General features: G+C 59.2%; 23 protein-coding genes. 14 read left to right on the forward strand and 9 right to left on the reverse strand.

Annotation, left to right across the window (positions count from 1 at the left end; all coding sequences use genetic code 11):
• Position 1 precedes the first annotated feature (1 nt).
• The 9 genes from KIT08_08140 (at position 2) to KIT08_08180 (ending at position 7,962) form a co-directional block, all read left to right on the forward strand.
• A complete protein-coding gene (locus tag KIT08_08140) occupies positions 2-1,078 on the forward strand; it encodes a carbohydrate ABC transporter permease (protein ID UYN89056.1) in 1,077 nt (358 codons plus the stop codon).
• Positions 1,075-2,442: a hypothetical protein gene (locus KIT08_08145; protein UYN89057.1), complete on the forward strand. Its 1,368-nt coding sequence runs from the start codon at positions 1,075-1,077 to the stop codon at positions 2,440-2,442. The genes KIT08_08140 and KIT08_08145 overlap by 4 nt, the downstream gene beginning before the upstream one ends.
• 8 nt (positions 2,443-2,450) lie before the next feature.
• The gene (locus KIT08_08150; GenBank protein ID UYN89058.1) at positions 2,451-3,689 is read left to right on the forward strand and encodes a cellulase family glycosylhydrolase; all 1,239 of its coding nucleotides are present in this window, start codon (positions 2,451-2,453) and stop codon (positions 3,687-3,689) included.
• Positions 3,690-3,734: 45 nt separating this feature from the next.
• Positions 3,735-5,531, forward strand: coding sequence for a glycoside hydrolase family 3 C-terminal domain-containing protein (locus KIT08_08155; GenBank protein UYN89059.1), 1,797 nt, complete (start codon positions 3,735-3,737; stop codon positions 5,529-5,531).
• Between the two features lie 107 nt (positions 5,532-5,638).
• Positions 5,639-6,166: an SET domain-containing protein gene (locus tag KIT08_08160; GenBank protein UYN89060.1), complete on the forward strand. Its 528-nt coding sequence runs from the start codon at positions 5,639-5,641 to the stop codon at positions 6,164-6,166.
• 13 nt (positions 6,167-6,179) lie between these two features.
• On the forward strand, positions 6,180-6,497 hold the full coding sequence (locus tag KIT08_08165; GenBank protein UYN89061.1) for a multidrug efflux SMR transporter: 318 nt from the start codon (positions 6,180-6,182) through the stop codon (positions 6,495-6,497).
• A 20-nt stretch (positions 6,498-6,517) separates the two neighbouring features.
• Positions 6,518-6,919 (forward strand): large conductance mechanosensitive channel protein MscL, encoded by a 402-nt coding sequence (mscL, locus tag KIT08_08170; GenBank protein UYN89062.1) that lies wholly within the window; start codon positions 6,518-6,520, stop codon positions 6,917-6,919.
• A 34-nt stretch (positions 6,920-6,953) separates the two neighbouring features.
• Positions 6,954-7,502 (forward strand): pilus assembly protein, encoded by a 549-nt coding sequence (locus KIT08_08175; protein ID UYN89063.1) that lies wholly within the window; start codon positions 6,954-6,956, stop codon positions 7,500-7,502.
• 1 nt (position 7,503) lies between these two features.
• Positions 7,504-7,962 (forward strand): pilus assembly protein, encoded by a 459-nt coding sequence (locus tag KIT08_08180; GenBank protein ID UYN89064.1) that lies wholly within the window; start codon positions 7,504-7,506, stop codon positions 7,960-7,962.
• A 48-nt stretch (positions 7,963-8,010) separates the two neighbouring features.
• Here KIT08_08180 and KIT08_08185 read toward each other — a convergent pair whose 3' ends face one another.
• A complete protein-coding gene (locus KIT08_08185) occupies positions 8,011-10,002 on the reverse strand; it encodes a M3 family oligoendopeptidase (GenBank protein ID UYN89065.1) in 1,992 nt (663 codons plus the stop codon).
• Positions 10,003-10,082: 80 nt separating this feature from the next.
• Between KIT08_08185 and KIT08_08190 the strand changes: the two genes are divergently transcribed.
• From KIT08_08190 to glnA, 3 genes are all read left to right on the forward strand, one after another.
• On the forward strand, positions 10,083-10,793 hold the full coding sequence (locus tag KIT08_08190; GenBank protein ID UYN89066.1) for an ANTAR domain-containing protein: 711 nt from the start codon (positions 10,083-10,085) through the stop codon (positions 10,791-10,793).
• 422 nt (positions 10,794-11,215) lie between these two features.
• Positions 11,216-11,602 (forward strand): hypothetical protein, encoded by a 387-nt coding sequence (locus KIT08_08195; protein UYN89067.1) that lies wholly within the window; start codon positions 11,216-11,218, stop codon positions 11,600-11,602.
• Between the two features lie 249 nt (positions 11,603-11,851).
• Positions 11,852-13,288 (forward strand): type I glutamate--ammonia ligase, encoded by a 1,437-nt coding sequence (glnA, locus tag KIT08_08200; protein ID UYN89068.1) that lies wholly within the window; start codon positions 11,852-11,854, stop codon positions 13,286-13,288.
• A gap of 235 nt (positions 13,289-13,523) precedes the next feature.
• Here glnA and KIT08_08205 read toward each other — a convergent pair whose 3' ends face one another.
• The 6 genes from KIT08_08205 to hppD form a co-directional block, all read right to left on the reverse strand.
• Positions 13,524-14,681: a mechanosensitive ion channel gene (locus KIT08_08205; protein UYN89069.1), complete on the reverse strand. Its 1,158-nt coding sequence runs from the start codon at positions 14,679-14,681 to the stop codon at positions 13,524-13,526.
• Positions 14,682-14,684: 3 nt separating this feature from the next.
• The gene (locus KIT08_08210) at positions 14,685-15,314 is read right to left on the reverse strand and encodes a flavin reductase family protein (protein UYN89070.1); all 630 of its coding nucleotides are present in this window, start codon (positions 15,312-15,314) and stop codon (positions 14,685-14,687) included.
• A gap of 6 nt (positions 15,315-15,320) precedes the next feature.
• Complete coding sequence (locus KIT08_08215; GenBank protein ID UYN89071.1) at positions 15,321-15,965, reverse strand: hypothetical protein; 645 nt, start codon at positions 15,963-15,965, stop codon at positions 15,321-15,323.
• On the reverse strand, positions 15,965-17,131 hold the full coding sequence (locus tag KIT08_08220) for a homogentisate 1,2-dioxygenase (protein UYN89072.1): 1,167 nt from the start codon (positions 17,129-17,131) through the stop codon (positions 15,965-15,967). Before KIT08_08220 ends, KIT08_08215 begins: the two co-directional genes overlap by 1 nt.
• 75 nt (positions 17,132-17,206) lie before the next feature.
• Entirely contained in the window at positions 17,207-18,070 is an 864-nt protein-coding gene (locus tag KIT08_08225; GenBank protein ID UYN89073.1) for a fumarylacetoacetate hydrolase family protein, read from the reverse strand.
• Positions 18,071-18,120: 50 nt separating this feature from the next.
• Positions 18,121-19,257: a 4-hydroxyphenylpyruvate dioxygenase gene (gene hppD, locus KIT08_08230; protein UYN89074.1), complete on the reverse strand. Its 1,137-nt coding sequence runs from the start codon at positions 19,255-19,257 to the stop codon at positions 18,121-18,123.
• Between the two features lie 108 nt (positions 19,258-19,365).
• Between hppD and KIT08_08235 the strand changes: the two genes are divergently transcribed.
• Together KIT08_08235 and KIT08_08240 are read left to right on the forward strand one after the other, a co-directional pair.
• On the forward strand, positions 19,366-20,772 hold the full coding sequence (locus KIT08_08235) for a hypothetical protein (GenBank protein ID UYN89075.1): 1,407 nt from the start codon (positions 19,366-19,368) through the stop codon (positions 20,770-20,772).
• Positions 20,773-20,786: 14 nt separating this feature from the next.
• A complete protein-coding gene (locus KIT08_08240) occupies positions 20,787-21,185 on the forward strand; it encodes a hypothetical protein (GenBank protein ID UYN89076.1) in 399 nt (132 codons plus the stop codon).
• 5 nt (positions 21,186-21,190) lie between these two features.
• On the opposite strand, the gene KIT08_08245 is transcribed toward KIT08_08240, so the two are convergent.
• A complete protein-coding gene (locus tag KIT08_08245) occupies positions 21,191-21,976 on the reverse strand; it encodes an RNA methyltransferase (GenBank protein ID UYN89077.1) in 786 nt (261 codons plus the stop codon).
• Between the two features lie 81 nt (positions 21,977-22,057).
• Entirely contained in the window at positions 22,058-23,020 is a 963-nt protein-coding gene (locus KIT08_08250) for a hypothetical protein (protein ID UYN89078.1), read from the reverse strand.
• Positions 23,021-23,119 lie beyond the last annotated feature (99 nt).

Raw genomic sequence — 23,119 nt, forward strand, 5'->3', positions numbered from 1 at the left:
CATGGCCGGCCAGTCCCTTAGCGTGCCCTCAAAGCCGCGTTTTCAGTTCAAACCGCGCTTCCGTAAACTGTTGCCTTACCTCGGCATCTCTACCCTTGGCTTGGTGATCCTGCTGTTGTTCCTTGCCCCTCTGGGTTACATGTCGCTGACCGCGTTCAAGACCATCGTGCAGGTGCGTGATACGCATTCGCAAGGCTTACCAGCCAGCCCGATTAACTTTACCTACCAGGGGGCCGAATACCCGCTGCTAATGGTCCCTACGGAAGATGGCGTGCGCGAGCTGGCGCTGGTAAAGCCCGGCCGCGAAGAGAGCGACTATGTAGACCCCCAAAATCCCGAAGCCGGCACCTTCACGGTGGTGGGTCGCTGGCGCACCTTTGACCCGGTTTACGCCTTCGATCCCACATTGGATAACTTTCCAACCTCATGGGAGCAGGTGAATCTTGGGCGGCTGTTCCGCAACACCATTTTCATCGCAACCCTGGGAACCATAGGCACTTTGCTTTCTTCCATCCTGGTGGCGTATGGCTTCGCACGCTTCAGGGTCCCGGGCATCGGTATTCTCTTCTTAATTCTGATCTCCACCATCATCCTGCCGCGCCAGGTCACGCTCATTCCCACCTATATCTTCTTTCGCACCATCGGGTGGGGGGGCACCTGGCTTCCGCTCATCGTGCCGCACTTCTTTGCCAACGCCTACAACGTGTTCCTGCTGCGCCAGTATTTCCGCTCCATCCCGCGTGATCTGGATGAAGCCGCCACGCTGGACGGCGCAACCCCCTGGCAGGTGCTTTGGCACGTGATCCTGCCGCAGTCCATCCCGGCTCTGATCGCGGTTGGCTTGTTCCACTTCTTCTTCGCCTGGAACGACTTCTTTGAACCGCTGGTCTACCTGCAAGGCCGTGAGGATCTGTACACGATCTCCATTGGTATGACCCAGTTCAACAACATCTTCAACACCCAGCCGGGCCTCGCCATGGCTGCTTCCATGATGGCCATCGCGCTGCCGCTGGTGATGTTCTTCCTCGCCCAGCGCGTCTTCGTGCAGGGCATCGTCGTCACTGGTGTAGAGAAATGAGGCAAGCCGCACAGGTTCGCCTCCGCCCCTTTCTGGCCTGCCTGTGCGCTGCTTTGCTGCTGGCGGCCTGCGCCCCAGCAGCCCAAGCGCCTGCCGCCGAGGCGACCGACGCCGGGCCGCAGCCTCTGCCCACTTGGACGCCAACCATCCCCGTTACTCAGCCCGGCCTGTTCGTAGATGCTTCTGTGCCCGCCGGCTCTGTCAGCCCGCTGGTCTATGGCACCAACTACGGCCCCTGGCTGTTTGTGCCGCTGCAAATGCAGCCGGCAGCTGAGGCCGCCAACCTAAGCGTCGTCCGTTACCCCGGCGGCAACTGGGGTGACCGCAATGACATGGATGAGTGGAACCTGGATCAGTACGTTGCGCTGACCCGCCAGTTCGGCGCCGAGCCATACATCCATGTTCGCCTTCTCAATGGCACCGCCGAACGCGCTGCCGAGCATGTGCGCATGCTCAACAGCGAGAAGGGCTATAACATCCGCTTCTGGTCGATTGGTAACGAACCCAATCTGTTCGGCGATGGCTACGAGACCGATCAGTTTGTGCGCGAATGGCGTGAGTGGGCTGAGGCCATGCGCGCCGTTGACCCCAGCATCATTCTCATCGGCCCAGAAATTAACCAATTTTACGAAAACCCCACTCAGCCGCATCAGCTTGAACTCGAACGCTGGATGATTGAGTTTCTACAGGCCAATGGTGATATGGTGGATGTAGTTTCCATCCATCGTTACCCATTTCCCACTTCGCAACTGGCCGGCCCACCTAGCCCTGACGAGTTGCGTCATGCCTCCGCTGAGTGGGACCTCAAAATCCCCTATCTGCGCGAACTGATTCGAGAGCACGCCGGACGCGACATTCCCGTAGCCGTCACCGAGGCCAACTCCAGTTGGGCTGCCAGCAGCGGCGGCGATACCACCATGGATTCGCATCTCAATGCCATCTGGTGGGGGGATTCACTCGGCCGCATGATTCGCAATGGCGTCTATATGGTCAACCAGTTTGCCATCGCCGGCAACTTTGGATTGATGACCAACTACGAAGTGCGTCCCATCTACAGCGTCTACCTAATGTACAAGGAATTCGGGCAGGAGCTGGTCTACGCCTCCTCTGACGAGGACTTGGTATCCGTCTTCGCTTCCGTGCGTGAGGATGGCGCCCTGGCGGTGATGGTCATTAACCTGGCCGCTGAAGCCAGGCAAGTTCCGCTTACCCTCAATGGCTGGGATTATTCAGGCCAGGCACAGGCGCTGTTGTTTGACAAAGAGCAAGCGGCCGTGGTTCAGCCCCCGCTGCAAGTGAGCAACGAAACCTTGCTTGATCTCAGCCCCGAGTCAATGCTCCTGCTCATCATCCCTGCTCCCTAACTGGCTCTATGACGCAGACACCCCAACCCTTTGTTCTTGGCGCCAATTACTGGCCGCGTCGCAAGGCTATGTACTGGTGGAGCCAGTTTGACGCTGGCGAAGTGCGCGAGGATTTTGCCTTGCTGCACGATCTAGGCATGAGCGTGGCGCGCATCTTTCTGCTATGGGATGACTTCCAGCCGCAGCCTGACCGCGTCTCGCCTGAGGCCTTGGCTCATCTGGAAACCGTCTGCAACCTCGCTGTTGATGCAGGCATTCAGCTGGATGTCACCTTCTTCACCGGCCACATGAGTGGCCCCAACTGGTCGCCGCGTTGGCTGCTCGGCGGCCCCTTGCCGCACCACAAGTGGATTCGCCAGGTCGTCAGCGAAGGCCGCGTGCAGAGCAGCGGCTATCGCAACTTCTTCAATGACCCCGTCGCCCTTGAAGCCGAGCGTTTGCTGCTGCGCACGGTGGTCGAGCGCTTCAAGCAGCACGACGCCATCTGGATGTGGAACCTCGGCAACGAGCCTGACCTCTTCGCCTGGCCCGCCTCCAATGCTGAGGGCCGCGCCTGGACGCGTGAGATGACCCAGCTCATCAAGGATATTGACCCCGTGCACCCCGTCACCCTTGGCCTGCACGGCGGCAGCCTGCATGAGCGCAATGGGCTGATGATCAGTGATGTCTACGCCGAAACCGATGTGGCCGTCATGCATTCCTACCCCATGTATGTGGATTGGTCTCGCTACCCGCTTGACCCTGATTTTGTCCCATATACCTGCGCCCTCACTGCCGCGCTGAGCGGCAAACCCGTCTTGATGGAAGAGTTCGGCGGGTGCACTGCAGCCCCCGGCCAGGCCTCATACGATTGGGAATGGGACGCGCTGGGCCAGCACTACAAGCGCTTCATGGCCTCCGAAGAAGATTTGGCCGAATATTTTCGCCAGGTCCTTCCCAAGCTTCAGCAGATCGGCACCACCGGCGCCATCACATGGTGCTTTGCTGACTATGTAGAAGAGCTATGGGATAAACCTCCCTGTGACTCCAGCCGCCATGAACGTTTCTTCGGCCTCGTGCGGCCCGATGGTAGCCTCAAACCGCACGCTGAGGCCATTCGCCAGTTCGCAACCACGAAGCCCACTGTCCAGCCCATCCCCGAATGGGCCAGGCTGGCCGTTGACGCCGCTGAATTCAATCCCGACCCCAATAAACATGTCCGCGCTTTGTATCCGGGCTATCTCAAAGCGCTGCAAGACGCAAGTTAGTGTGCCTTCGGGTACGCATACATCACAGCTGTTACTAGGAGACACATGCAATCTGCACAGAACGTAAGCACCGCCGTTGACATGACCCGCGTAGAGGCCTTGCTTAGCCAGATGACCCTGGCCGAGAAGATAGGCCAACTCACCCTGGTTGAGAAGAACAGCATCACCCTCGATGACGTAGAGACTTACTTCATCGGCGGTCTGCTCAGTGGTGGCGGTGGTTACCCCAACCCCAACACGGCCGAAAATTGGGCTGACATGGTCAATGACTTCCAGAAGCGCGCCCTTAATACGCGCCTGGCCATCCCCATGATCTACGGTGTGGATGCTGTGCACGGGCACAACAACGTATTCGGTGCCACCATCTTCCCGCACAACATCGGCCTGGGCGCCACGCGCAATCCTGATCTGGTGCGCCGGATCGCGCGTGCCACCGCGGTGGAGATGGCCGCCACCGGCATCTACTGGAACTATGCGCCGGCCCTCTCCGTGCCGCAAGACCTGCGCTGGGGCCGCGCCTTCGAAGGCTTCAGCGAACGCCCCGAGCTGGTGACCGAGATGGCCATTGCCTACCTGCAGGGCCTGCAAAACCCAGCTGGCGTGCCAGACCTGGCTGCGCCCACCGCCGTGCTCGGCACCCCCAAGCACTTTGTGGGCGATGGCGGCACCGCCTACGGCTCCTCCACTACCTTCATTATGGTGCAGTACCTGCTTGATCAGGGCGTCACCGATGTTGATGAGGCGCTGTTGCGTTCGGTGCATCTGGCGCCCTATTTTGATGCCTTGGCAGCCGGCGCTCGCTGCGTCATGGCTTCGTTCTCCAGTTGGGGCGGCATGAAGATGCACGCCAACCGCTACCTGCTCACCGATGTGCTCAAGGGCGAAATGGGATTTGAAGGCTTCATCGTCACCGATTGGGAAGCCATCAATCAGATTACGCCAGACTACTATCAGGCCGTTGTCATTGCCTTCAACGCCGGCATTGATATGAACATGGTGCCCTTTGATTACAAGAGGTTCATACACTGCTTGACCCAGGCCGTGAACAACGGCGATGTAAGCATGGAGCGCGTTGATGACGCCGTGCGCCGCATCCTCAAGGTCAAGCTTGAGCTCGGTTTGTTTGATCGCCCGTATGCTGACAAATCCCTGCTGCCGCACGTCGGCAGCCACGAGCACCGCGAGCTGGCCCGGGAAGCCGTGGCGCAGTCCGCCGTGCTGCTCAAGAACGAGGGTGGCCTGCTGCCGCTCGCCAAGGACACCCGCCTGATCTTCCTCGCTGGCGAGGGTAACGATATCGGCTTGCAATCCGGCGGCTGGACCATCGAATGGCAAGGCAAGCCTGGCCCCAGCACCACCGGCACCACGGTTCTGGATGCCTTCCTTGACAGCGATTCCACGGACAGCCTGGTGGTCTTTGACCGCTTCGGCAACTTTGATGACCAGGTCACCGCAGATGGCAAACCGCTGCAGGCAGACGTGGCCGTGCTGATGCTGGCCGAGCAGCCCTACGCCGAAGGCCGCGGTGACCGCGAGTCGCTCTTGCTCTCAGACGCCGACCGCGAGCTGATCGCCCGCGTGCGGGCGCGCGCCAGGAAGTTGGTCATCGTCCTGTTCTCCGGCCGCCCGCTCATCATCACGGAGGAGATCAAGCTCGCCGATGCCTTTGTCGCTTCCTTCTGGCCTGGCACCGAAGCGGCCGGCATCACCGATGTGCTTTTTGGCGATAAGCCGTTCACCGGCAAGCTCTCCTTCACCTGGCCGCGCAGCATGGACCAGATTCCCCTGAAGGATGCCAAAGGCGAGCCGCTCTTCCCGTTCGGCTTCGGCCTCACGACCTAGCCACGCTGACACCCAGCGAAACTGGGGTAGGCTACGCTTCCTATTGAACTCTCTCGGGCGGGCATGATAGACTGTGAACTATCCTGCCCGCCCGAGCCATTTTTCCCATGACAAAAACAGAAGATTACAGCCTGCCTTACCCTAATTCGTGGCTTTCCCCCAAACTGGAGATTCGCCAGGAGAAAACAGTGGAAGGTCGCGGCATGTTCGCAGTGCAGCCCATCAGCAAGGGTGAAACTGTCACCATCTGGGGTGGGGATGTGGTGCCTACCGCCGTGTTCAAGACGCTGGGCGAGCACCAGAAACGCCAGAGCGCCCAGGTGGCCGATGGCTTCTACCTCGTCTCCAGCAAGCCCGGCCCTGGCGATTACATCAATCACAGTTGCGATGGCAATGCGGGTATCCGCGGCCAGATCCTCATCGTCGCCATGCGCGACATTGCCGCGGGCGAGGAAGTCTGTATAGACTATGCCATGTGCGACAGCACGCCCGACGAAGACTTTGAGTGCGCCTGCGGCGCGGCCAACTGCCGCGGCACCATCACCAGCGAAGACTGGCGCCTGCCGGAGCTGCGCCAGCGCTACGCCGGCTACTTCTCCACCTACCTGCAGGACAAGATCGATGCGCTTGCCTAAGGTGCCTGCCCCTATGAGCTGGGTCATTCTCTTCGTTGCTGGCTTGATGGAAGTGTTCTGGGCGCTGATGCTCAAGCAGTCAGACGGCTTCACCAAGCCGGCCTACACCGCCGCCTTTGTGGTTGGCCTGGTCATCAGCATGGCCCTGCTCTCACAGGCGCTCAAGACCCTGCCTGTCGGCACGGCTTACGCCGTGTGGACAGGCATCGGCGCCGCGGGCACCGCTATCTTTGGCATGCTGTGGCTCGATGAACCGCGTGATGCCATCAAGCTTGTCTCGCTGGTCCTGCTGATCGCCGGCATCTTCGGCCTGCGTTTATCCGCAGAATAAATCCAACGTCTCATAGAGGGATGATGCTCAAAGAATTCAAGGAATTTGCTACTCGTGGTAATGCCGTTGATCTTGCCGTGGGCCTGATCCTCGGCACGGCCTTCACCGGTATCGTCAACACGCTGGTCAAAGGCGTGCTCATGCCGCCTCTCGGCCTGCTGCTCGGCGGTGCTGACTTCAAAGACCTGTACGTGCTCCTCAAACCCGGTGACCCTGCCGGCCCGTACGCCTCGCTCGAAGCCGCCCAGACCGCCGGCGCCGTCACCCTCAACTATGGCGAATTCGCCAATGCGCTCATCCACTTCCTGATCGTGGCCATCGCCCTGTTCTTCCTGGTGCGCGGCCTCAACCGCCTCTACAGCATGGGGCGCCCCGCCGCCGCGCCGGCCAAAGCCAGGGACAAAGCTGCCAAAAAGAAATAGGCCAGAAGGCGTCTAATCGCTATAATTTCTGCATATGCTGCAAGCATTACGCTCCCGCTTCAATCGCTCCCGACTGCGCTCAGGGCAGGGCATGGTCGAATTTGCATTGGCCATCCCGGTTCTGCTGCTCATTATGGTCGGCATCTTTGAGGCCGGGCGCGCGCTGTACGTCTACCAGTCCATCAGTAGCGCCAGCCGTGAGGCGGCTCGTCTCGGCTCCGGGGCCAGTGATGTCAGCGGCACGCCGCCATACATTAACTGCACCGCCATCCGTAACCGCGCCGTGCAGCTAGGGCGTCCGGGCAATGTCACTTCCGCCAATGTGCTCATCAGCTATGACCGTGGGCCGGGCACCTCCTCTCTGGGCAACTGCCCGGTCAGTGCCTCCACCATCGCATTGGGAGACCGTATTATCGTGCAAGTGACCGGCACATTCACCCCCGGTGCACCCATGCCCATATTCCGCTTCCCCACCATGACCTTTACCACCATCTCGCGCCGCACCATCGTCAAAGAAGTGGATTTGAGCAGCTGGATCCCTATGCTGGCCTCGCTTGAGATCAGCTTCGCGGAGTCTGAGTAGCATGCGCGCCCCCGGCAGCCGCCGTGAGCGCGGCCAAAGCCTCACCGAGCTGGCCATCTCCTTTGTAGCCTTGCTGTTGGTCCTCTCGGTCGGCGTGGATTCCGGGCGGGCCTACTTTTCGCTCATCTCCCTGCGTGAAGCTGCCGAAGAAGGCGCGATCTTCGGCTCCTTCCGGCCCACCAACGCCTCAGACATTATTGCCCGCGTGCGCAGCAGCTCCAGCACCCCGGTCAACCTGGCGGACACCACCAACGTCACTGTCGCCGTCAACGTCTGCGGCGCCACCGGAGCCTGCCCCATCACTCCGGCGCCCGCCGCATGCGCCGGCCGTCGCCTTAGAGTTCAGGTTACCCATCAGTTCCGTCTCACCATGCCCTTCGTGGGCGCCATTATTGGCACGCAAACCATTCCCATCACGGTTTCCTCCACCAGCACCATTCTGCGTCCCCCTTGTCCATAAAAAAAAGCCCGCCATTCGGCGGGCTTTTTTTGTTATTTTATTTCCAAGCTAGGCCTTGAGGTTGACGTACTCTTCGATCTGTTCACCGATGACGGCCAGGCTGTCCTGCCAGAACTTCTTCTCGCGAATGTTGATACCGAAGCGCTGCGCCAGGGTGGCCGCATCGCCCAGGCCCGTGCTCGCCAGGAGGTCGCGATAGTCCTTGGTGAACTCCGCGCCGCGCTGCTGGTAGATGGCGTACAAGCCGGTGCCAAACAGCAAACCGAACGCGTACGGGTAGTTGTAGAACGAGAAGCCGGCATAGTAGTAGTGCGGCTTCCAGGTCCACATGTACTTGTGCAGCTGCTTGGGGTCCAGGCCGTCGCCGTAGGTAGCCAGCTGAGCTCGTTCCATGATCTCGCACAGCTCATCCGCCGAAAGTTCGGCCTTGTCGCGGCGCTCGAACACTTCTTTCTCGAACAGGAAGCGTGAGGTGATATCCACGATCACCTGCGAAGCATTCAGCAGCTGGCTCTCCAGGATCGCCAGCTTCTCGCCCGGGGTCTGTGCCAACTTGATCGAGGCGTTGGTGATGATCGTCTCGCACATGATCGAGGCGGTCTCCGCCAGAGTCATGGGAGTGATCGCCTGCAGGTAGGGTTTGCCCACCAGGCATTCGTTGTGATATGCATGGCCCAGTTCGTGCGCCAGCGTGCTCAGCTGCTCCATCGAACCGTCAAAATTGGCCAGAATGCGCGACTCGTCCACCCCGGGCACATCCATGCAGAACGCGCCGGCGCTCTTGCCTTCGCGCATTTCAGCGTCGATCCAGCCCTTGTCAAAGGCCCGCCGGGCTAGCTCGCGCAGGTCATCTGAGAAGGTGCCGAACTGCTCCAGGATGAAGTCGCGCGTTTCCTCGTAGGTGTACACGCGGTCCATACTGCCCATCGGGGCGTACAGGTCCCACCATGCCAGCGAACTCTTGCCAAGCCGCTTGGCCTTCGACTTGAAATATTTGCGGAACATGGGGAAGCTGTCTTGCATCGCTTCCATCATCGCGTCCAGCGTCTGGCGGTCGATCCGTGAGGTGTCGATCGAAGAATGCAGCGCGTCGCTGCGCCCGCGACGGTTATTCAGCGTGTTGACTTCGCCCTTCACGCCATTCATCGCCGCCGCATACACTTCCTTCACGCTGTCGAAGGCGGCCATCTCGGCTTCGTAGCCGCGGCGGCGCACATCCGGGTTGGCATGGCTGCGCAGGTTGATCAGGGCCGGCATCGGCAGCTTCTGCACCTTGCCGTCCAGCTTGAAGTCCACGCTCAGTTGCGAATTGGTGGTGTTCTGCAGCTTGCCCCACGCGTTGGAGCCGCTCAGCGAAAGCTCAGCCGCCAGCGCCTCCTGCTCAGACTCCATCAGGTACTTGCTCTGTTCGTGCAGCTCTTTCAGATAAAAGGCATGCCCGGCCAGCGTGCCAGGGCGCTGCGTGATCTCAGCCAGTTGGCTGCTGCTCAGGCTCCCGACCCAGCCGCTGATGGCTACATCGATTTTCTGTAGATTTACGCCATACTGCTCCACCTCAGACTCGATTTTGCGGGCGGCTTGGTTGTATGAATCGGTCGTAGTGTACGAGGCGATGTAGGCGCGTAGCGTGCCGTACAGGCGCGCCACCGCATTCACTTTGTCCAGCAGGGTCGAGAGTACGTTGGCTTGCTCATCGGTGCTGGTTTGCGCCGGGCCGCTCGCGTTCTTGCGGATCTGGTGCTCGCCCAGATAGGCTTCGATGCCTTCCAGTTGCGCCTGCAGGTCTACGATGCCGGCCTTGAACTGCTCGCTCTCCAGACCCGGGTACACATTGCTCAGGTCCCAGCGCGGCACATTGCCCAGGTTGGGGGCCGCAGCTGCCTTCGGCTTGCGGGCGGCCGTCTTCTTGGCGGCCGGCTTGCGCACGGCTTTCTGCACCGTCTTCTTAGCCGCCTTCTTGGTCACTTTAGCCTTGGCGCCCTTCTTGGCCTTGGCTTTCACTGCTGCTTTCTTTGCGGGCTTCTTTTTCTTTGTAGCCATCGTCATCCTTTCAACATCCCTGACACACGTCAGAACGCCGAAAATTGTAACAGTCATGTGGGGGCTTATAATCCGTCCTCGTGACGCAGGACGAACTCGTAAAACTTGAAAAAGAGCTCGCTTTACTCTACCGAGTAACGCGTGACGTATTTCGCCTGGAATTGGACGAGGTACTCAGCGAGATCGTCACCGTGGCCGAGGAGGTCAGTGCCGCCGATTCGGTGCTGGTCTACGTTGTCTCCGGCAACGCCAGGGATCTGGTGCTGCGCGCCTCCAAAAACCCCCATCCCGCCCTCCTGCAAAAGGTCAGCCTGAAGCAGGGCGAGGGCATTACCGGCTGGGTCGCCAGCCAGCAGCAGCCGGTGGCGCTGGCCCAGGGCGCCGGGCAAGACCCGCGCTTCAAGTACTTCCGCAACCTGCCTGAAGACCGTTTTGAGGCCTTTCTCTCGGTACCCATTGTCGGCAAGCCTGGGGTGGTGGGCGTAATCAACGTTCAGCATCGCCAGCCGCACACTCACTCTGAGACCGAGATCAACCTGCTCGCCGCCGTCGGCCGCCTGGTCGGCGCCGCCGTGGAAAATGCCCTGCTGATCGAAGAAACCCTCGCCCTCAAAGAAGCTCTCGAGCTGCGCAAAGTGGTCGAGAAGGCCAAGGGCATCCTGATGAAGCGCCGCAATCTGGATGAAGAAGCTGCCTACAAGCTCATCCAGCGCGAAAGCATGGATCGCCGTAAATCCCTCAAAGAGATCTGCGACGCCATCCTGTTGATGGACCAATTGGAGCCGATGTGAGGCCCGAAGTCGAGAAAAAGCCAAAGAAGAAGCCCAGCAAGAATAACTGATGGACGCCAACTGTCTGAACACTGTTGGTCTTGCGTTGGATATCGCAGGGGCTGTACTTTTGTTTAAATACGGTCTTCCATCAGACATCAACGCTACGGGGCATATTGGCATCGCAACTCAGAAGGTAGACCACGAAGGTATTAGGTTAGGGAAAATCTACAAACGAAATTCCCGAATTGCTCTTGGTCTGCTGATTGTTGGGTTCTTTATTCAGGCTGTAAGCAACTACGTGTAAAGCAAACCCCTTCTTTGAGATTACTAGAAGTTGATCCTTTGACATTGCCAAGTACAGCAGTCGCCGAAAAAAGCGACTCGGAAACGAGTCGCTTTCGTTTACAATGCGATCGTTCACATTAGACTAGGAGAGCAAAATGCCCACCAGACTTTGGACAGTTCTCTGCAAAGGGTTGGAAGTTCACCACGAAACTGCCACAGTATCATTACATAATGTGTTTTCAGCAGTTAGTGGCGATATAGGTGAAAATAGGGTAGCCAAGCTCGAATTATTTTCTATGGTCACCGCGTTCGGTGGCGAGCTAGGAGAGCAATTCACCTTCAACGCGTCCTTCTTGGACCCCAGCGGTAAACCGTACGGTCCCGTAGGCAGTGACATGAACATCACCATCCGCAGAATACCCGAAATCGTATCGGTTGACTTCGCAGACTTCCATTTTATGGAGTACGGGGTATTCGGAATCGAAATCAAACTTGACGGAATAACTGTACATGTCGTTCCTTTTTATGTTAAACCCATCTGAATTAGCCATCTAAGCCCCATTTGGGCTTGCCAAGCACATAACTCCCACGAAGATTAGAGCTTTGCCCGCGTGCGTTTGCTAAGTACATAATCACCGCGCTTGCCTATTGACAAGCGCCTAAAGTTTCCGTACTATAATCTCTTATTCGCAACGGCGCGGATAACTAAATACTAGGAAGACAATGGAGTCTCCCGAGTGTGTTCAACACCTCGGGAGACTTTTTTTGTTTTCAATATCCAAGGAGCTTGAATGGCACTGCCCGCGAACGTCGAGAAGTTGATCAAAGCCCACTCCCCCAAAATGGTAGACGTGCGTTTTACAGACCCGCTGGGGGTCTGGCAACATTGTTCCGTACCGATAGATGAGCTTGAAGGTGCCCTCAAGAGCGGCATCGGGTTTGATGGCTCCAGCATCAAAGGCTTCCAGCAGATCTATGACTCTGACCTGTTGCTCACCCTGCAGCCTGACAGCGCCCAGCTGGATCCCTTTTACCAGGCGCCGACACTCACCTTCATCGCCACCATTCACGATCCGGAGCAGGGCAAGCGCTACAGCCGTGACCCGCGCTTCATTGCTGAGAAGGCCGAGGCCTTCCTGAAAGAAAGCGGCATCGCCGAGACCAGCTATTGGGGCCCTGAGGCCGAGTTCTTCCTATTCTCACACCTCTCGTACTCCATCGAGCCGCACAGCATGGGTTTCGACATCGACAGCCCCGAAGCCAGCTGGAATACCGGCGCCCGCGAGGATATGACCAACCTCGGCTACCGCGTGCCCACCAAGGGCGGCTACTTCCCCGTCGCGCCGGTGGACACCCTGCAAGACGTGCGCAGCGAGATCGCCCTGACCCTGGATGCTCTCGGCGCCAAAGTGGAGATGCATCATCACGAGGTTGCCTCCGCCGGCCAGTGCGAGGTGGACTTGCGCTTTGACAGCCTGGTCTCCATGGCAGATAAGTTGCTCACCTACAAATATGTTGTGCGCAATGTCGCCAAGGCGCATGGCCTCACAGCCACCTTTATGCCCAAGCCGCTCTTTGGCGACAATGGTTCCGGCATGCATGTGCACAACAGCCTGTGGAGCGGCGGCAAGAATCTCTTCTTCGGCAAGGGCTCCTACGCCGAGCTCTCTGAGCTCGCCCTGTATTACATTGGCGGCATCCTCACCCATGTCGATAGCTTGCTCGCCTTCTGCGCCCCCACCACCAACTCCTACCGTCGCCTGGTGCCGCACTACGAGGCGCCCGTCAATGTAGCCTTCTCCAAGCGCAATCGCAGCGCCATCGTGCGCATCCCCATGTATGCCAGCGGCGAGGAGAATGCCAAGGCCAAACGCATCGAGTTCCGCGCTCCGGACCCCACCGCCAACCCCTATCTCGCCTTTTCAGCCATCCTGATGGCCGGCCTGGATGGCATCAAGCGCAAGATCGACCCCACCAAGGCTGGCTACGGCCCGCTCGACAAGAACATCTGGGAGCTTGGCGCCGAAGAGAAGCAAGCCATCCGCAGTGTTCCCGGCAGCCTCAACGAAAGTGTCGCCGCCCTGGAGAAAGACCACGACTACCTGCTGGACGGTGGCGTCTTCACCGAAGATGTCCTCACCATGTGGAAGGACCTCAAGCAGAGCGAGATCCACGAGGTCGCGCTGCGCCCTTCTCCCTACGAATTCCACCTCTACTCAGCCATCTAGCCTATATGCCAAACAAAAAGCCTCGCTCATTGAGCGAGGCTTTTGTTTGCTTCCGAGAGCGGCATATTTGTCCAGTGGCTTGACGCACCCTTGCGCCGTCCGCTGTTTGAAGCTATAGATGCAGCATGCGTGTCCAAGCCTCCAGCGTTAGCTGCCTCCGGGAAAACCCGCCCAAAAGTTGTTACTTATAAGTTTTAACCCCCTCCCTGTTTTGGACATAATAACTTTGCAGGGTTTACGTGCTCAGGCTGCTGCCAAAGCTGGAGAAATCAGCCCCCGTCGGGTTCTGGAACACTCGTAGCCCAAATTCCGGCGCCACAGCCAGCAGATGGTCAAAGATGCTCGCCTGGATCGCCTCATAAGCTTCCCAGGCCGTGGTCGTGGTGAAGATATAGATCTCGATCGGCAGGCCTGTAGGGCCGGGATCCAGCTGGCGCACCATAATGGTTTGGTCCTTCTTCACATCCGGCCGCTGCCGCAGATAGCCATCCACATAGGCCATGAACACTGAAACATTGGTCAGCTGGCTGGGCTTGTTGGTGAAGAAATCCTTGAGCAGCTCCATTTGCTTAAGCCGCGCCATCTCTTTTTCATTGCAAAAGCGCACGCTCTGGATATCCAGCGAAATGGAGCGCTTCACTCGCCGCCCGCCGCTCTGGCTCATGCCGCGCCAGTTCTTGAAAGACACTTCCAGCAGCTTATGGGTCGGGATCACCGTAAAGGTCTTGTCAAAGTTCTGGATCTTGACCGTATGCAGAGACATGTTGGTCACATCCCCGTCCGCATTGAACGCCGGCACTTCGATCCAGTCGCCTTCCTTGACCAGATCATTGGCGGCGATCTGCACACTGGCCACCAACCCCAGGATCGTGTCCTGGAAGATGAGCAGCAGGATCGCCGTCAGCGCCCCCAGCCCACCCAGCAGCAGCAGTGGCGAGCGCCCCGTGAACACCGAGATGCTCAGAATGATGCCCACGCCAATGACTAGGATCTTGCCCAGGTCCAGATAGCCTTGGATCGCTACACCGCTGTAGTTGGCCCGGCTCTCGTAGATGATATTGGCCGCCGAGAGCAGGGCGTTCAATGTAAGCACCAGGATCCACAGAATAATAAAGAGCGATACGGATTGCAGCGAGCGTGCGAACTGCGGCCACAGGTACGCAAAGGCGTAGATTACCGCCAGCGGCGCCACCCACGACAGGCGGTTGGGCCGCATGTGCTTCACCAGCACATCGTCCCACTGGTTCTTGGTGCTGCGCGCCAGCCAGGTCAGCCCGCGGCCTACGACATAGCGGGCAATGATGAAGCTGAACAGGACCGCACCCAGCACCACCCAGGGGGCAATGCTTTCGTTGGCTTCCATCCAAAGTCTGATGCTGTTGATCGTGATCATGGTCTAGCTCGCAAGTTGAGAGGGTGGGCGCTTCATGTCAAAGGTGTCATTGGTACGCGTATAGCCAAAGCCGGAAAGACGTCCGATCGCCTGGAGCTTTTGCGCATCCACATAGAACTTGTCATTGATGATCTCGTCGGCCACATGGATATAGACGATCTCCCCGATCATGATCCAAGCCGAGCCTGGCGTGCCATCCCCAATGGGTACCACCTGGCGCAGCTCGCATTCGAAGCTGACCGGGCTCTCCGCCACCCGCGGCGCCTTGATGCGCACGCAGGCTGCCGGCGTCAGCCGGGCCACTTCGAACTCGTCGCGCTCCGGCGGCAGCTCGGTCGAGCTCAGGTTCATTGCTTCCGCCAGCGGCTCGCTGACAATGTTGATCGCATACTGCTTGGTGGCAATAATATTCTTGTATGTATCCTTGACGCCGCCATCCGTGCCGCGCACTTCGATACAGAACAGCAGGGTGGGGGGCTTGTGCGCGGCTACGTTGAAGAACGAGAAGGGCGCCAGGTTGCGCACGCCGTTGCTATCCGCCGTGGACACCCACGCGATCGGGCGGGGCACCACCGAACCGTTGATGATCTTGCCCAGCGCTCCGGCCGGGGCATTTTGCGGGTCAAGTTCCATCAGCGGCTACTTGCGTGCCCGCAGGTGGAAGTTCCACGCCAGCAGAAACAGCCCCACCAGCATGAAGAAAAAGCGCGCCAGCGTAAACCACGGGCTGGGAAAGGCGTACACCAGCACGCCGAACAGCACATAGCCCAGCCACAAGCTCCAGCGCAAACCGCGCTCCAGCGTTGTCTTATCCGGCAGCACAAACGCCATCAAAAAAAAGCTGACGTAGCTGCTATGAAACTTGATCGCGCTCCACAGGGCGCGTGCGTGCACCACCTCGGCGGTGGGCAGTACGCCTTGCTGCGCCATCTGGATGAAGACCAGCAGCTCATTGTTCTCATGCACGTCCAGGTACGTAGTGATCAGCAAGGCGCCCAGGCCGGCAGCTACCAGCCACATATTCTCGGCATTCTTCAGCGCCATCGCCAGCAGCACGAACAGCGCCGTGTAGAACAGCACAAACAGGCTGTCCAGCGCCACGTACGTGCGCACCGCCGCCTCATGTTGCAGCAAGTTGCCTGCATACTCAGCCGGCGGCATGAAGGTGTCAAAGGAGGTCTCGGCTGAGCCCTGCAGCACCATCGCTACCAGCATGGCAGCCAATACCAGCCCGGCTGCCAGCGCCATCCGGGCAATGTTGCGCTCGAGTGCTTTGCCCTTCATTATTCGCCGTCGCCTTCCAGCCAGCTGTCCTGGTATTCAGGCTTTTCCATCTCCAGCGCGGCCGTGGTGACGTGCAGTGGGTGGAAGGTGTCCACCATCACCGCCAGCTCATCCGTGCGCTGCTTGCCGATCGAGGCCTCGGTGGCGCCAGGCTGCGGGCCGTGCGGCAAGCCGAAGGGATGCATCGAAATATCGCAACGGTCAATCCCCTTGCGAGACATGAACTCGCCCTCGGCGTAATAGATCACTTCGTCAGACTGCACATTCGAGTGGTTGTACGGAGCGGGAATCGCATCTGGATGATAGTCATACAGGCGCGGCACGAACGAGCACAGCACAAAGCCGCGGCCTTGGAAGGTCTGATGGGTCGGCGGGGGCAAGTGCAGAGCGCCGGTGCGCGGCTCATAGTCGTTGATGTTGAAGATCCACGGATACAGGTACCCATCCCAGCCCACCACATCATGCGGGTGATGGTCCAGAATGTGGCGCGTAATGCTGTCGCGCACCTTTACGCGCACTTCGAACTCGCCGCGCTCAGTGTGCGTGTCCAGTTGGGTAGGCACACGGATGTCGCGCTCGGTGTACGGCGCATGCTCCAGCAGTTGGCCGTATTCGTTGCGGTAGCGGCGCGGCGGCTCAATGTGCGAGGGTGTCTCGACCACCAGGAAGCGAGCCTCCGTGCCGGAGAGCTCCAGCTTCCATGTCACTCCGAATGGGATTACCAGATAGTCGCCCTCGCGGAACTCGAGAACGCCAAACTGGCTGCGCAGCACGCCGCTGCCCTCATGCACAAACCAGCACTCGTAGGCCTGCGCATTGCGGTAGAAGTAATCCATGCTTTTGGTCGGGCGGCTCAGCCCGATAGTGACATCGTTGTTGCCTAGCAGCTCGCGGCGGGCGGCTACCGGGTCGCCGCCGGCGGGGATATCCGCGGTGCGGAAGGCGCGGTGGCGGATGGCACCAAAGTCCACGTACTCAGATTTGGCGCTGCCCAGCAGCTCTACCTTCTTGATGCGCGGCGGCAGGAAGTGGTGATACAGCAGGGATTGGATGCCGGAAAAGCCCTCCAAGCCCATGACTTCTTCGCGGTACAAGCCGCCACTCGGCTTGCGGAATTGCACATGGCGTTTTTGCGGAAATTCACCAAGGGAATGATAGAAGGGCATGAGGGAGCTCCTTTATCGAGATGGGTAGCTGGCAGCCTTAGCCGCCTTGAAAGTATTCTAATTCAGTCGTCAGAGCTAACGCACAGTGTTTTTGAGTGTGCCAATGCGTTCGATTTCGAGCTCAATAGCATCCCCAGCCTTCAGCCACGGGCCTTCGGCCTTGGTCAGTTCCAGCAGGCAGCCAGTGCCTACCGTACCAGAGCCGATGACGTCTCCCGGCTGCAGGGTTACCCCCTGCGAAGCCCGCGCAATGATTTCCCCAAAGGAGTAATGGATATCGGCCCAGTTGCCGCGCGAAAGCTCTTTGCCGTTCACGCGTGCCGTCATCGCCAGGCTGTATACACCCGGCCGGGCGGCACTAACGCTTTCCAGCTCATCCGGCGTCACGATCACAGGGCCGAGGCTGGTGGCAAAATCCTTGCCCTTGGCAGGGCCAAGACCCACTTTCATTTCCTTGCGCTGCACATCACGGGCAGACCAGTCATTCATGATGGTGAAGCCAAAAATGTGCTCCAGCGCATTCTCGGCCGGGATGTCTTTGCCGGGCTTGCCAATGATCGCGGCAACTTCCAGCTCATAATCCAGCGCTTCGGTGTAACTGGGCTTTTGGATCTCATCATCTGGCCCAAACACCGTCGTGGGATTGGTGAAGTAAAAGACGGGGAACTCGTACCATTCCGCCGGCACTTCGCGCCCGCGGTTCTGGTTGGCGGTGCGCACATGCTGCTCAAAAGCATATGCATCACGTATGCTGGGTGGGTTTTGCAACGGCGCCAGCAGGCGCACCTCATCCAGCGGCCACACAGTCTGGGTCTGGCGCGCCACTTGCGCCGCCAGCCCCCAGGTGGCCGCCCCGGCGCGGATAAAGCTCAGCATGTCCTGCGGCAGGTCGCCGCGGCCCAGCGAGACCACGCGGTCTTCTGCAATGAGCGCCCCCAAACGGGGGCGCCCATCACCAGGTGCTTTGAAGGTCAGATATCGCATTGGCTTTACAGGTTGCCGCGGCGATCTTGCTCGGCTTCCAGCGCTTCGAACAGGGCCTTGAAGTTGCCCTTGCCGAAGCCGCGGCTGCCGCGGCGCTGGATCACTTCAATGAAAGCCGTGGGGCGGTCCTGAATAGGGCGAGAGAACACTTGCAGCAAATAACCCTCATCGTCCTTGTCCACCAGGATGCCCAGCTCGTTGATCTTGTCCAACGGTTCTTTGACGATGTCGCCTACGCGCTTAGGCAGCAGTTCGTAGTACTCGTCAGGCACACGCAGGAACTCAATGCCATTCGCCTTGAGCTGCGTGATCGTCTCAATGATGTCGCCCGTGGAGAGCGCCAAGTGTTGAACGCCAGGCCCCAGGTAGTAGTCCAGGTACTCCTCGATCTGGCTGCGGCGCTTGCCGTCGGCCGGCTCATTGATCGGCAGTTTGATGCGGCCGTTGCCATTCTCCATCACTTTGGACATCAAGGCCGAATACTCGGTGCTGATGTCCTCGTCGTCAAAGTGTTGCAGTTGGCGGAAGCCCATCACGCGGTGATAGAAGTTCACCCAGTGGTTCATCTTGCCCAGCTGAACATTGCCCACAATGTGGTCTACCGCGGCCAGGCCCGTGCTCTGTGCTTCGCGCTCGTACGGCTCGTAGCCGGGGGCGAAAGGGCCTTTATAGTCGCTGCGGTCTACGAACATGTGCAGCACTTCGCCGTAGGTGTGAATGGCGGAGGTGCGCAGAACGCCGAAGTCGTCCTTTTCCTCACGCGGCGCCCAGGCGCTCTGGCCGCCGCGCGCGGTGGTCTCTTTGTAGGCTTTCTCCACATCTTCCACTTGCAGGGCTACAACCTTGACCCCGTCGCCGTGGGCCAGGTGGTGGCCGGCGATCTCATGGCTGGGGCCATACGCAGCCGACACCACAACGCGGATCTTGCCAGACTCCAAAACGTAAGAAGCAAACTCGCGGTTGCCCGTCTCCAGGCCGGAATAGGCTACGGGCTTGAAGCCCAGACCCTTCCACCAGTAGTGCATGGCTTGTTTTGCATTGCCTACGTAGAAATGTAAATGGTCAATACCCTGGATCGGCAGAAAGTCGCCTTCTTCCGTCATAGGGCGTGCTTCGGTTTTGGCTTCATTCACTTGCACCATGGGCGCTCCTTTGGAGATGGGGTAGTTTTCATTATAGTACTTTCGCCCCCAGCCAGGCAAAGGGTAGGGTGAGCCCGCATGTTAAAATCGCCTTTACCCATTAACAATATGGCATGGCGCAGAAATCACCTATTGCTACTCACACTGGGGCTCCTGCTTGTCGCCTGCGCCGCCCCACGCGCCAATTCCGCTTCCAGCACCCCTAGCCCGTATAGCATCGAGCCAGTGTTTGCGGAGTTTTATGCCTTTCTGGGCGGGCCGCAGCGCGCCGGCGCCGTGATCTCGCCCGGCATTGTTGAAGGCAACATCCAAAAGCAATACATCGAAGCCGGCCTCATGGTCTACAACCCGGCCTTGGCGCCTAGTGAACAGTACAGTCTGGCCCCATTGGGCCAGCAGCTGGGCGTTTGGGATGCACCCCTGCCGGACATGAATCTGCCCGACGTGCTTTTTGTCGATGGCTACATTATTTACGAAGGTTTCGAGGATCTCTATCGCCAACTCGGCGGGCAGCGCTACATTGGCAAGCCGCTCACCGGCGTGCGTTTTATAGAAGAGCAAAGCCGGGTTGAGCAATACTTTGAGAATCTGGGTTTTTATATGGACCTGGATGAGCCCCAGACCGGCGTACGCCTGATGGACTACGGCCGCCAGGTCTGCGCCCAGGGCTGCGGCGCACCTGCCAGCAGCCCGGCCGCCGTCATCCAGTCTCAGTTGGCCTATGGCGAGCCGTTCGTGGGCGCTGTGGCCGCGCTGGGTGACGTGGTAGGCACGCGCCTGGCGGGGCCATATCAGCTGGCCGATGGCAGCATAGAGGTCATCTTCAACAACATGGTGCTCTACACCCCAGCCGATCAGCCCAGCGCAGTCCTGCCTCGCCCGATCACGGCCCTGCTCGGCATCCTGCCTGATCCGCGCGTCACCCGGGTGGAGAATGCCAATCTCACCTTCTATGCATTGGATGGCGACTTTGGTTACAACGTGCCTTTAGTTTTCAACGAGTACATCACCCAGCGCGGCGGCTACGAGCTCTTTGGCGCACCGATTGCAGAGTTGCAACCCACGGATGGCGGCGCAAGCCAGTGCTTTGTGAACGCATGCTTGCGTTATCAAAACGGACAGGTCAGCCCGCTGCCGCTTGGGCTGGAGTACCGCACAAAGTTTTACGATCAAGCTTCGCCCCAGGTGCAAGCTGCTTTTGAACAGATCCGCATTGATGTGTGGGAGGCGCGCTCGCAGGTTTCCTCCACTGAAGGTCAGACCATCTACGCCAGTCTGCACGCCAACGGCCAGTTGCTGGCCGGCTTGCAGCCCTATTTGGAGCTTACCACGCCCTCAGGCGGCAGCCAGCTCTACACGTTCCCCCCTACGGATGCCAATGGGCAGACCCAGCTAAGCGTGCCACCTGTGCAAGGACAGAATTGGGAGCAGGTGGTCTACAAGGTCTGCCTGGACGGCCTGCATGAAGCCACCCGTTGCACAACTGACTCATATCGTATCTGGGGTAACCCCTAACCAAGGAGATATGCATGACAAACGAAGAAATCCTGAACCTGATGAACCAATATGTTGACATGAAGTCGAAGGCTGCTCAATTGGAATCAGAAAAACAGCGCATGATTGAGGAAACCATGCCGCCCGATGTGCGCCAGCGCGTTGCGGATATCGAAGCCGAATTTGCCGGCAAGAGCCAGGCGGCTGAAGAATCACTGGCCGCCTTGGAAGAGAGGATCAAAGCGAGTGTAGTGACAGCCCAGGCCAATGTGGCCGTGGAAGGCATGAAGGCCTCATATCATGCCGGCCGTGTCACCTGGGATTCCAAAGGTCTAGAAGATGCCATGACCAGCAACCCGCAAGTGGCCGAGGCGATCGCTCAATACAAGAAGCAGGGCAAAGAATATGCTTCGTTTACCTTCCCCAAGGGCTAACAGCGCTAGGCCAATACTGTATACAGCCAGATCCCTGCCGCCACAGCCAGGTTGAGCGAAGTGACCCGCCCGCGCATTGGCATACTGACCACCTGCCTGCAGGTGGTCAGCTGCTCTGGGCTCAGCCCTTCGCGCTCGCTGCCCAGCAGCAGGGCTGCTGGGCGCGTGTAGGTCACCTCGCGATAGGGAAGCTCGGCTTTGGCCGAGCTGCCGTAGATGCTCACGCCCTCTGCGGCGGCCCACACCACAAAGTCTGCAAAGCTGGCTTGCACGATCGGCTTGGTGAAGTGGGCCCCCATACCCGCTCGCACAGCCTGCAGGTGCCAGGGGTCGGCGCCGCCATCCAGTAGCAGCAAGCCCTCGCCGCCTGCCGCGTCCAGCGTGCGCAGCAGGCTGCCCAGGTTCCCGGGGTCTTGCGGAGCCACCGCCGCCAAATACACCGCCGAGGGATGCACCTGCAGGTTCGCCAGGTGGGTCGCATTCTGGCGGGCAACCGCCAGAATGCCCTGCGGGTTGTCCTTCTCGCTCAAGCTGGCCATCACATCTTCGTTTGTTTCGATAGTTTCCACGCCCGCCTGCTGCAGCCGCTGCGGCAACCCGTGGGCAAACTCACCGCGCAGCAGGGTGGGCGCATATAGCGCCATCTCTAATGTTGCTCCAGCCTCCAACGCTGCGCCGATGTGAAACACGCCTTCAACCAGGAATTGGCTGGTTGCCTGCCGCGTCTTCCGTTCATGCAGGCTGCGTACTAGTTTCACTTTTGGGTTGCTGCGGCTGGTGATGGCGGTCATGGTGGCGATTATACGAGGGTGCCTAATACAAAAAAGCCTTTGGCATCGCCAAAGGCTTTTTGTATTAGGGTTGCTCGCTTTTTACATCCCCAGACAGTTGAATGCACCCTGCACTGGGAAAGTGCTGCCATCTGGGCGGCGGCCTTCGCCGTAGTAGGAGCCTGACAGTTGGTCAGCGTTTACGGTCACGCTGAGCCAGTTGGTAGTGTACTCGCTACCGCCTACGCGCCAACTCAATCCGCCGCGCACCGCGGTATCCGGCGTGGCACCGGGTTCCACCACCAGCAAGGCTGCATTCTCGCCACTTCGCCCGCTGCTGATCACGATCTGGGGAACCGTCTCGCATTGAGCTCCGGTCATATCCACTGGGTGATCGCCAAATACACGCAGCAGACCGGCGATGCAATTGAAGACACCGTTGACATCAATCACTTCTTGAACTGGCACACCTTCCACTACCTTGTGCGCAGTACCGGCGAAGCTACCCGAAAACAGGTCGTCGTTTAATGTGATTACAAATAAATCCTGTGTGGATACCAGGGCACTATCGGTAGCGGCGTCACTGCTTGCCCACACCAGATAGCCGCCGCGAAGGTTGCTTTCATCCGAGGCCGGATAAATGACCAAAGAGGCGTACGGAGGCGGCGCGTCAAAGACAGCAGGTACGCTGACATAGGTTTCGCCATCCAGCGTGGAACAGGACCCGCCCGTTACCATCAGCGGCAACCCGCCAGATATTGCGATCGTGGCTGAATTCTCCGCCGATGTATCGCTGGGCAGTGCGCCACTGGGCCGGCTGGCCGGCGGCGCCGCGCCAGCCGGCGCTGCGCCCAGTACCGGCGCACCCAACCCGGTGGCAGCGTCTACGCTCGCCCCAGGATCAGCGGCCGAGCCGCCGGCGTCCGTCGAGCCGCTTGCGCTCGTGTCGCCGCCACCACCGCTTGGGGTGGGTGTAGGCGTTGCCGGGGCGCTGGGGCTGCACGCAGCCAGAAGGGTCAGCAGCAATACAAAGCCCCAACTGAGATGCTTATGTAAGGGTTTCATGATTCTCCTCAAGTTGGCTTGGATTGTCATGGAGAACCTGCTTTTTAGCCACAAATTTCTCCCCACAAACCCCACCCGTTCCTGATAGCTTTTGCAAGT

Source organism: Anaerolineales bacterium (genome assembly GCA_025808555.1).
In the GTDB taxonomy this organism is placed as follows: Bacteria; Chloroflexota; Anaerolineae; order Anaerolineales; family UBA11579; genus JAMCZK01.

Excerpts from the sequence above, each read along its gene's own strand:
- KIT08_08140 (UYN89056.1), top strand. The coding sequence starts at position 2 with ATGGCCGGCCAGTCCCTTAGCGTGCCCTCAAAGCCGCGTTTTCAGTTC.
- KIT08_08145 (UYN89057.1), top strand. The coding sequence starts at position 1,075 with ATGAGGCAAGCCGCACAGGTTCGCCTCCGCCCCTTTCTGGCCTGCCTG.
- KIT08_08150 (UYN89058.1), top strand. The coding sequence starts at position 2,451 with ATGACGCAGACACCCCAACCCTTTGTTCTTGGCGCCAATTACTGGCCG.
- KIT08_08155 (UYN89059.1), top strand. The coding sequence starts at position 3,735 with ATGCAATCTGCACAGAACGTAAGCACCGCCGTTGACATGACCCGCGTA.
- KIT08_08160 (UYN89060.1), top strand. The coding sequence starts at position 5,639 with ATGACAAAAACAGAAGATTACAGCCTGCCTTACCCTAATTCGTGGCTT.
- KIT08_08165 (UYN89061.1), top strand. The coding sequence starts at position 6,180 with ATGAGCTGGGTCATTCTCTTCGTTGCTGGCTTGATGGAAGTGTTCTGG.
- mscL (UYN89062.1), top strand. The coding sequence starts at position 6,518 with ATGATGCTCAAAGAATTCAAGGAATTTGCTACTCGTGGTAATGCCGTT.
- KIT08_08175 (UYN89063.1), top strand. The coding sequence starts at position 6,954 with ATGCTGCAAGCATTACGCTCCCGCTTCAATCGCTCCCGACTGCGCTCA.
- KIT08_08180 (UYN89064.1), top strand. The coding sequence starts at position 7,504 with ATGCGCGCCCCCGGCAGCCGCCGTGAGCGCGGCCAAAGCCTCACCGAG.
- KIT08_08185 (UYN89065.1), bottom strand. The coding sequence starts at position 10,002 with ATGGCTACAAAGAAAAAGAAGCCCGCAAAGAAAGCAGCAGTGAAAGCC.
- KIT08_08195 (UYN89067.1), top strand. The coding sequence starts at position 11,216 with ATGCCCACCAGACTTTGGACAGTTCTCTGCAAAGGGTTGGAAGTTCAC.
- glnA (UYN89068.1), top strand. The coding sequence starts at position 11,852 with ATGGCACTGCCCGCGAACGTCGAGAAGTTGATCAAAGCCCACTCCCCC.
- KIT08_08205 (UYN89069.1), bottom strand. The coding sequence starts at position 14,681 with ATGATCACGATCAACAGCATCAGACTTTGGATGGAAGCCAACGAAAGC.
- KIT08_08210 (UYN89070.1), bottom strand. The coding sequence starts at position 15,314 with ATGGAACTTGACCCGCAAAATGCCCCGGCCGGAGCGCTGGGCAAGATC.
- KIT08_08215 (UYN89071.1), bottom strand. The coding sequence starts at position 15,965 with ATGAAGGGCAAAGCACTCGAGCGCAACATTGCCCGGATGGCGCTGGCA.
- KIT08_08220 (UYN89072.1), bottom strand. The coding sequence starts at position 17,131 with ATGCCCTTCTATCATTCCCTTGGTGAATTTCCGCAAAAACGCCATGTG.
- hppD (UYN89074.1), bottom strand. The coding sequence starts at position 19,257 with ATGGTGCAAGTGAATGAAGCCAAAACCGAAGCACGCCCTATGACGGAA.
- KIT08_08235 (UYN89075.1), top strand. The coding sequence starts at position 19,366 with ATGGCATGGCGCAGAAATCACCTATTGCTACTCACACTGGGGCTCCTG.
- KIT08_08240 (UYN89076.1), top strand. The coding sequence starts at position 20,787 with ATGACAAACGAAGAAATCCTGAACCTGATGAACCAATATGTTGACATG.
- KIT08_08245 (UYN89077.1), bottom strand. The coding sequence starts at position 21,976 with ATGACCGCCATCACCAGCCGCAGCAACCCAAAAGTGAAACTAGTACGC.
- KIT08_08250 (UYN89078.1), bottom strand. The coding sequence starts at position 23,020 with ATGAAACCCTTACATAAGCATCTCAGTTGGGGCTTTGTATTGCTGCTG.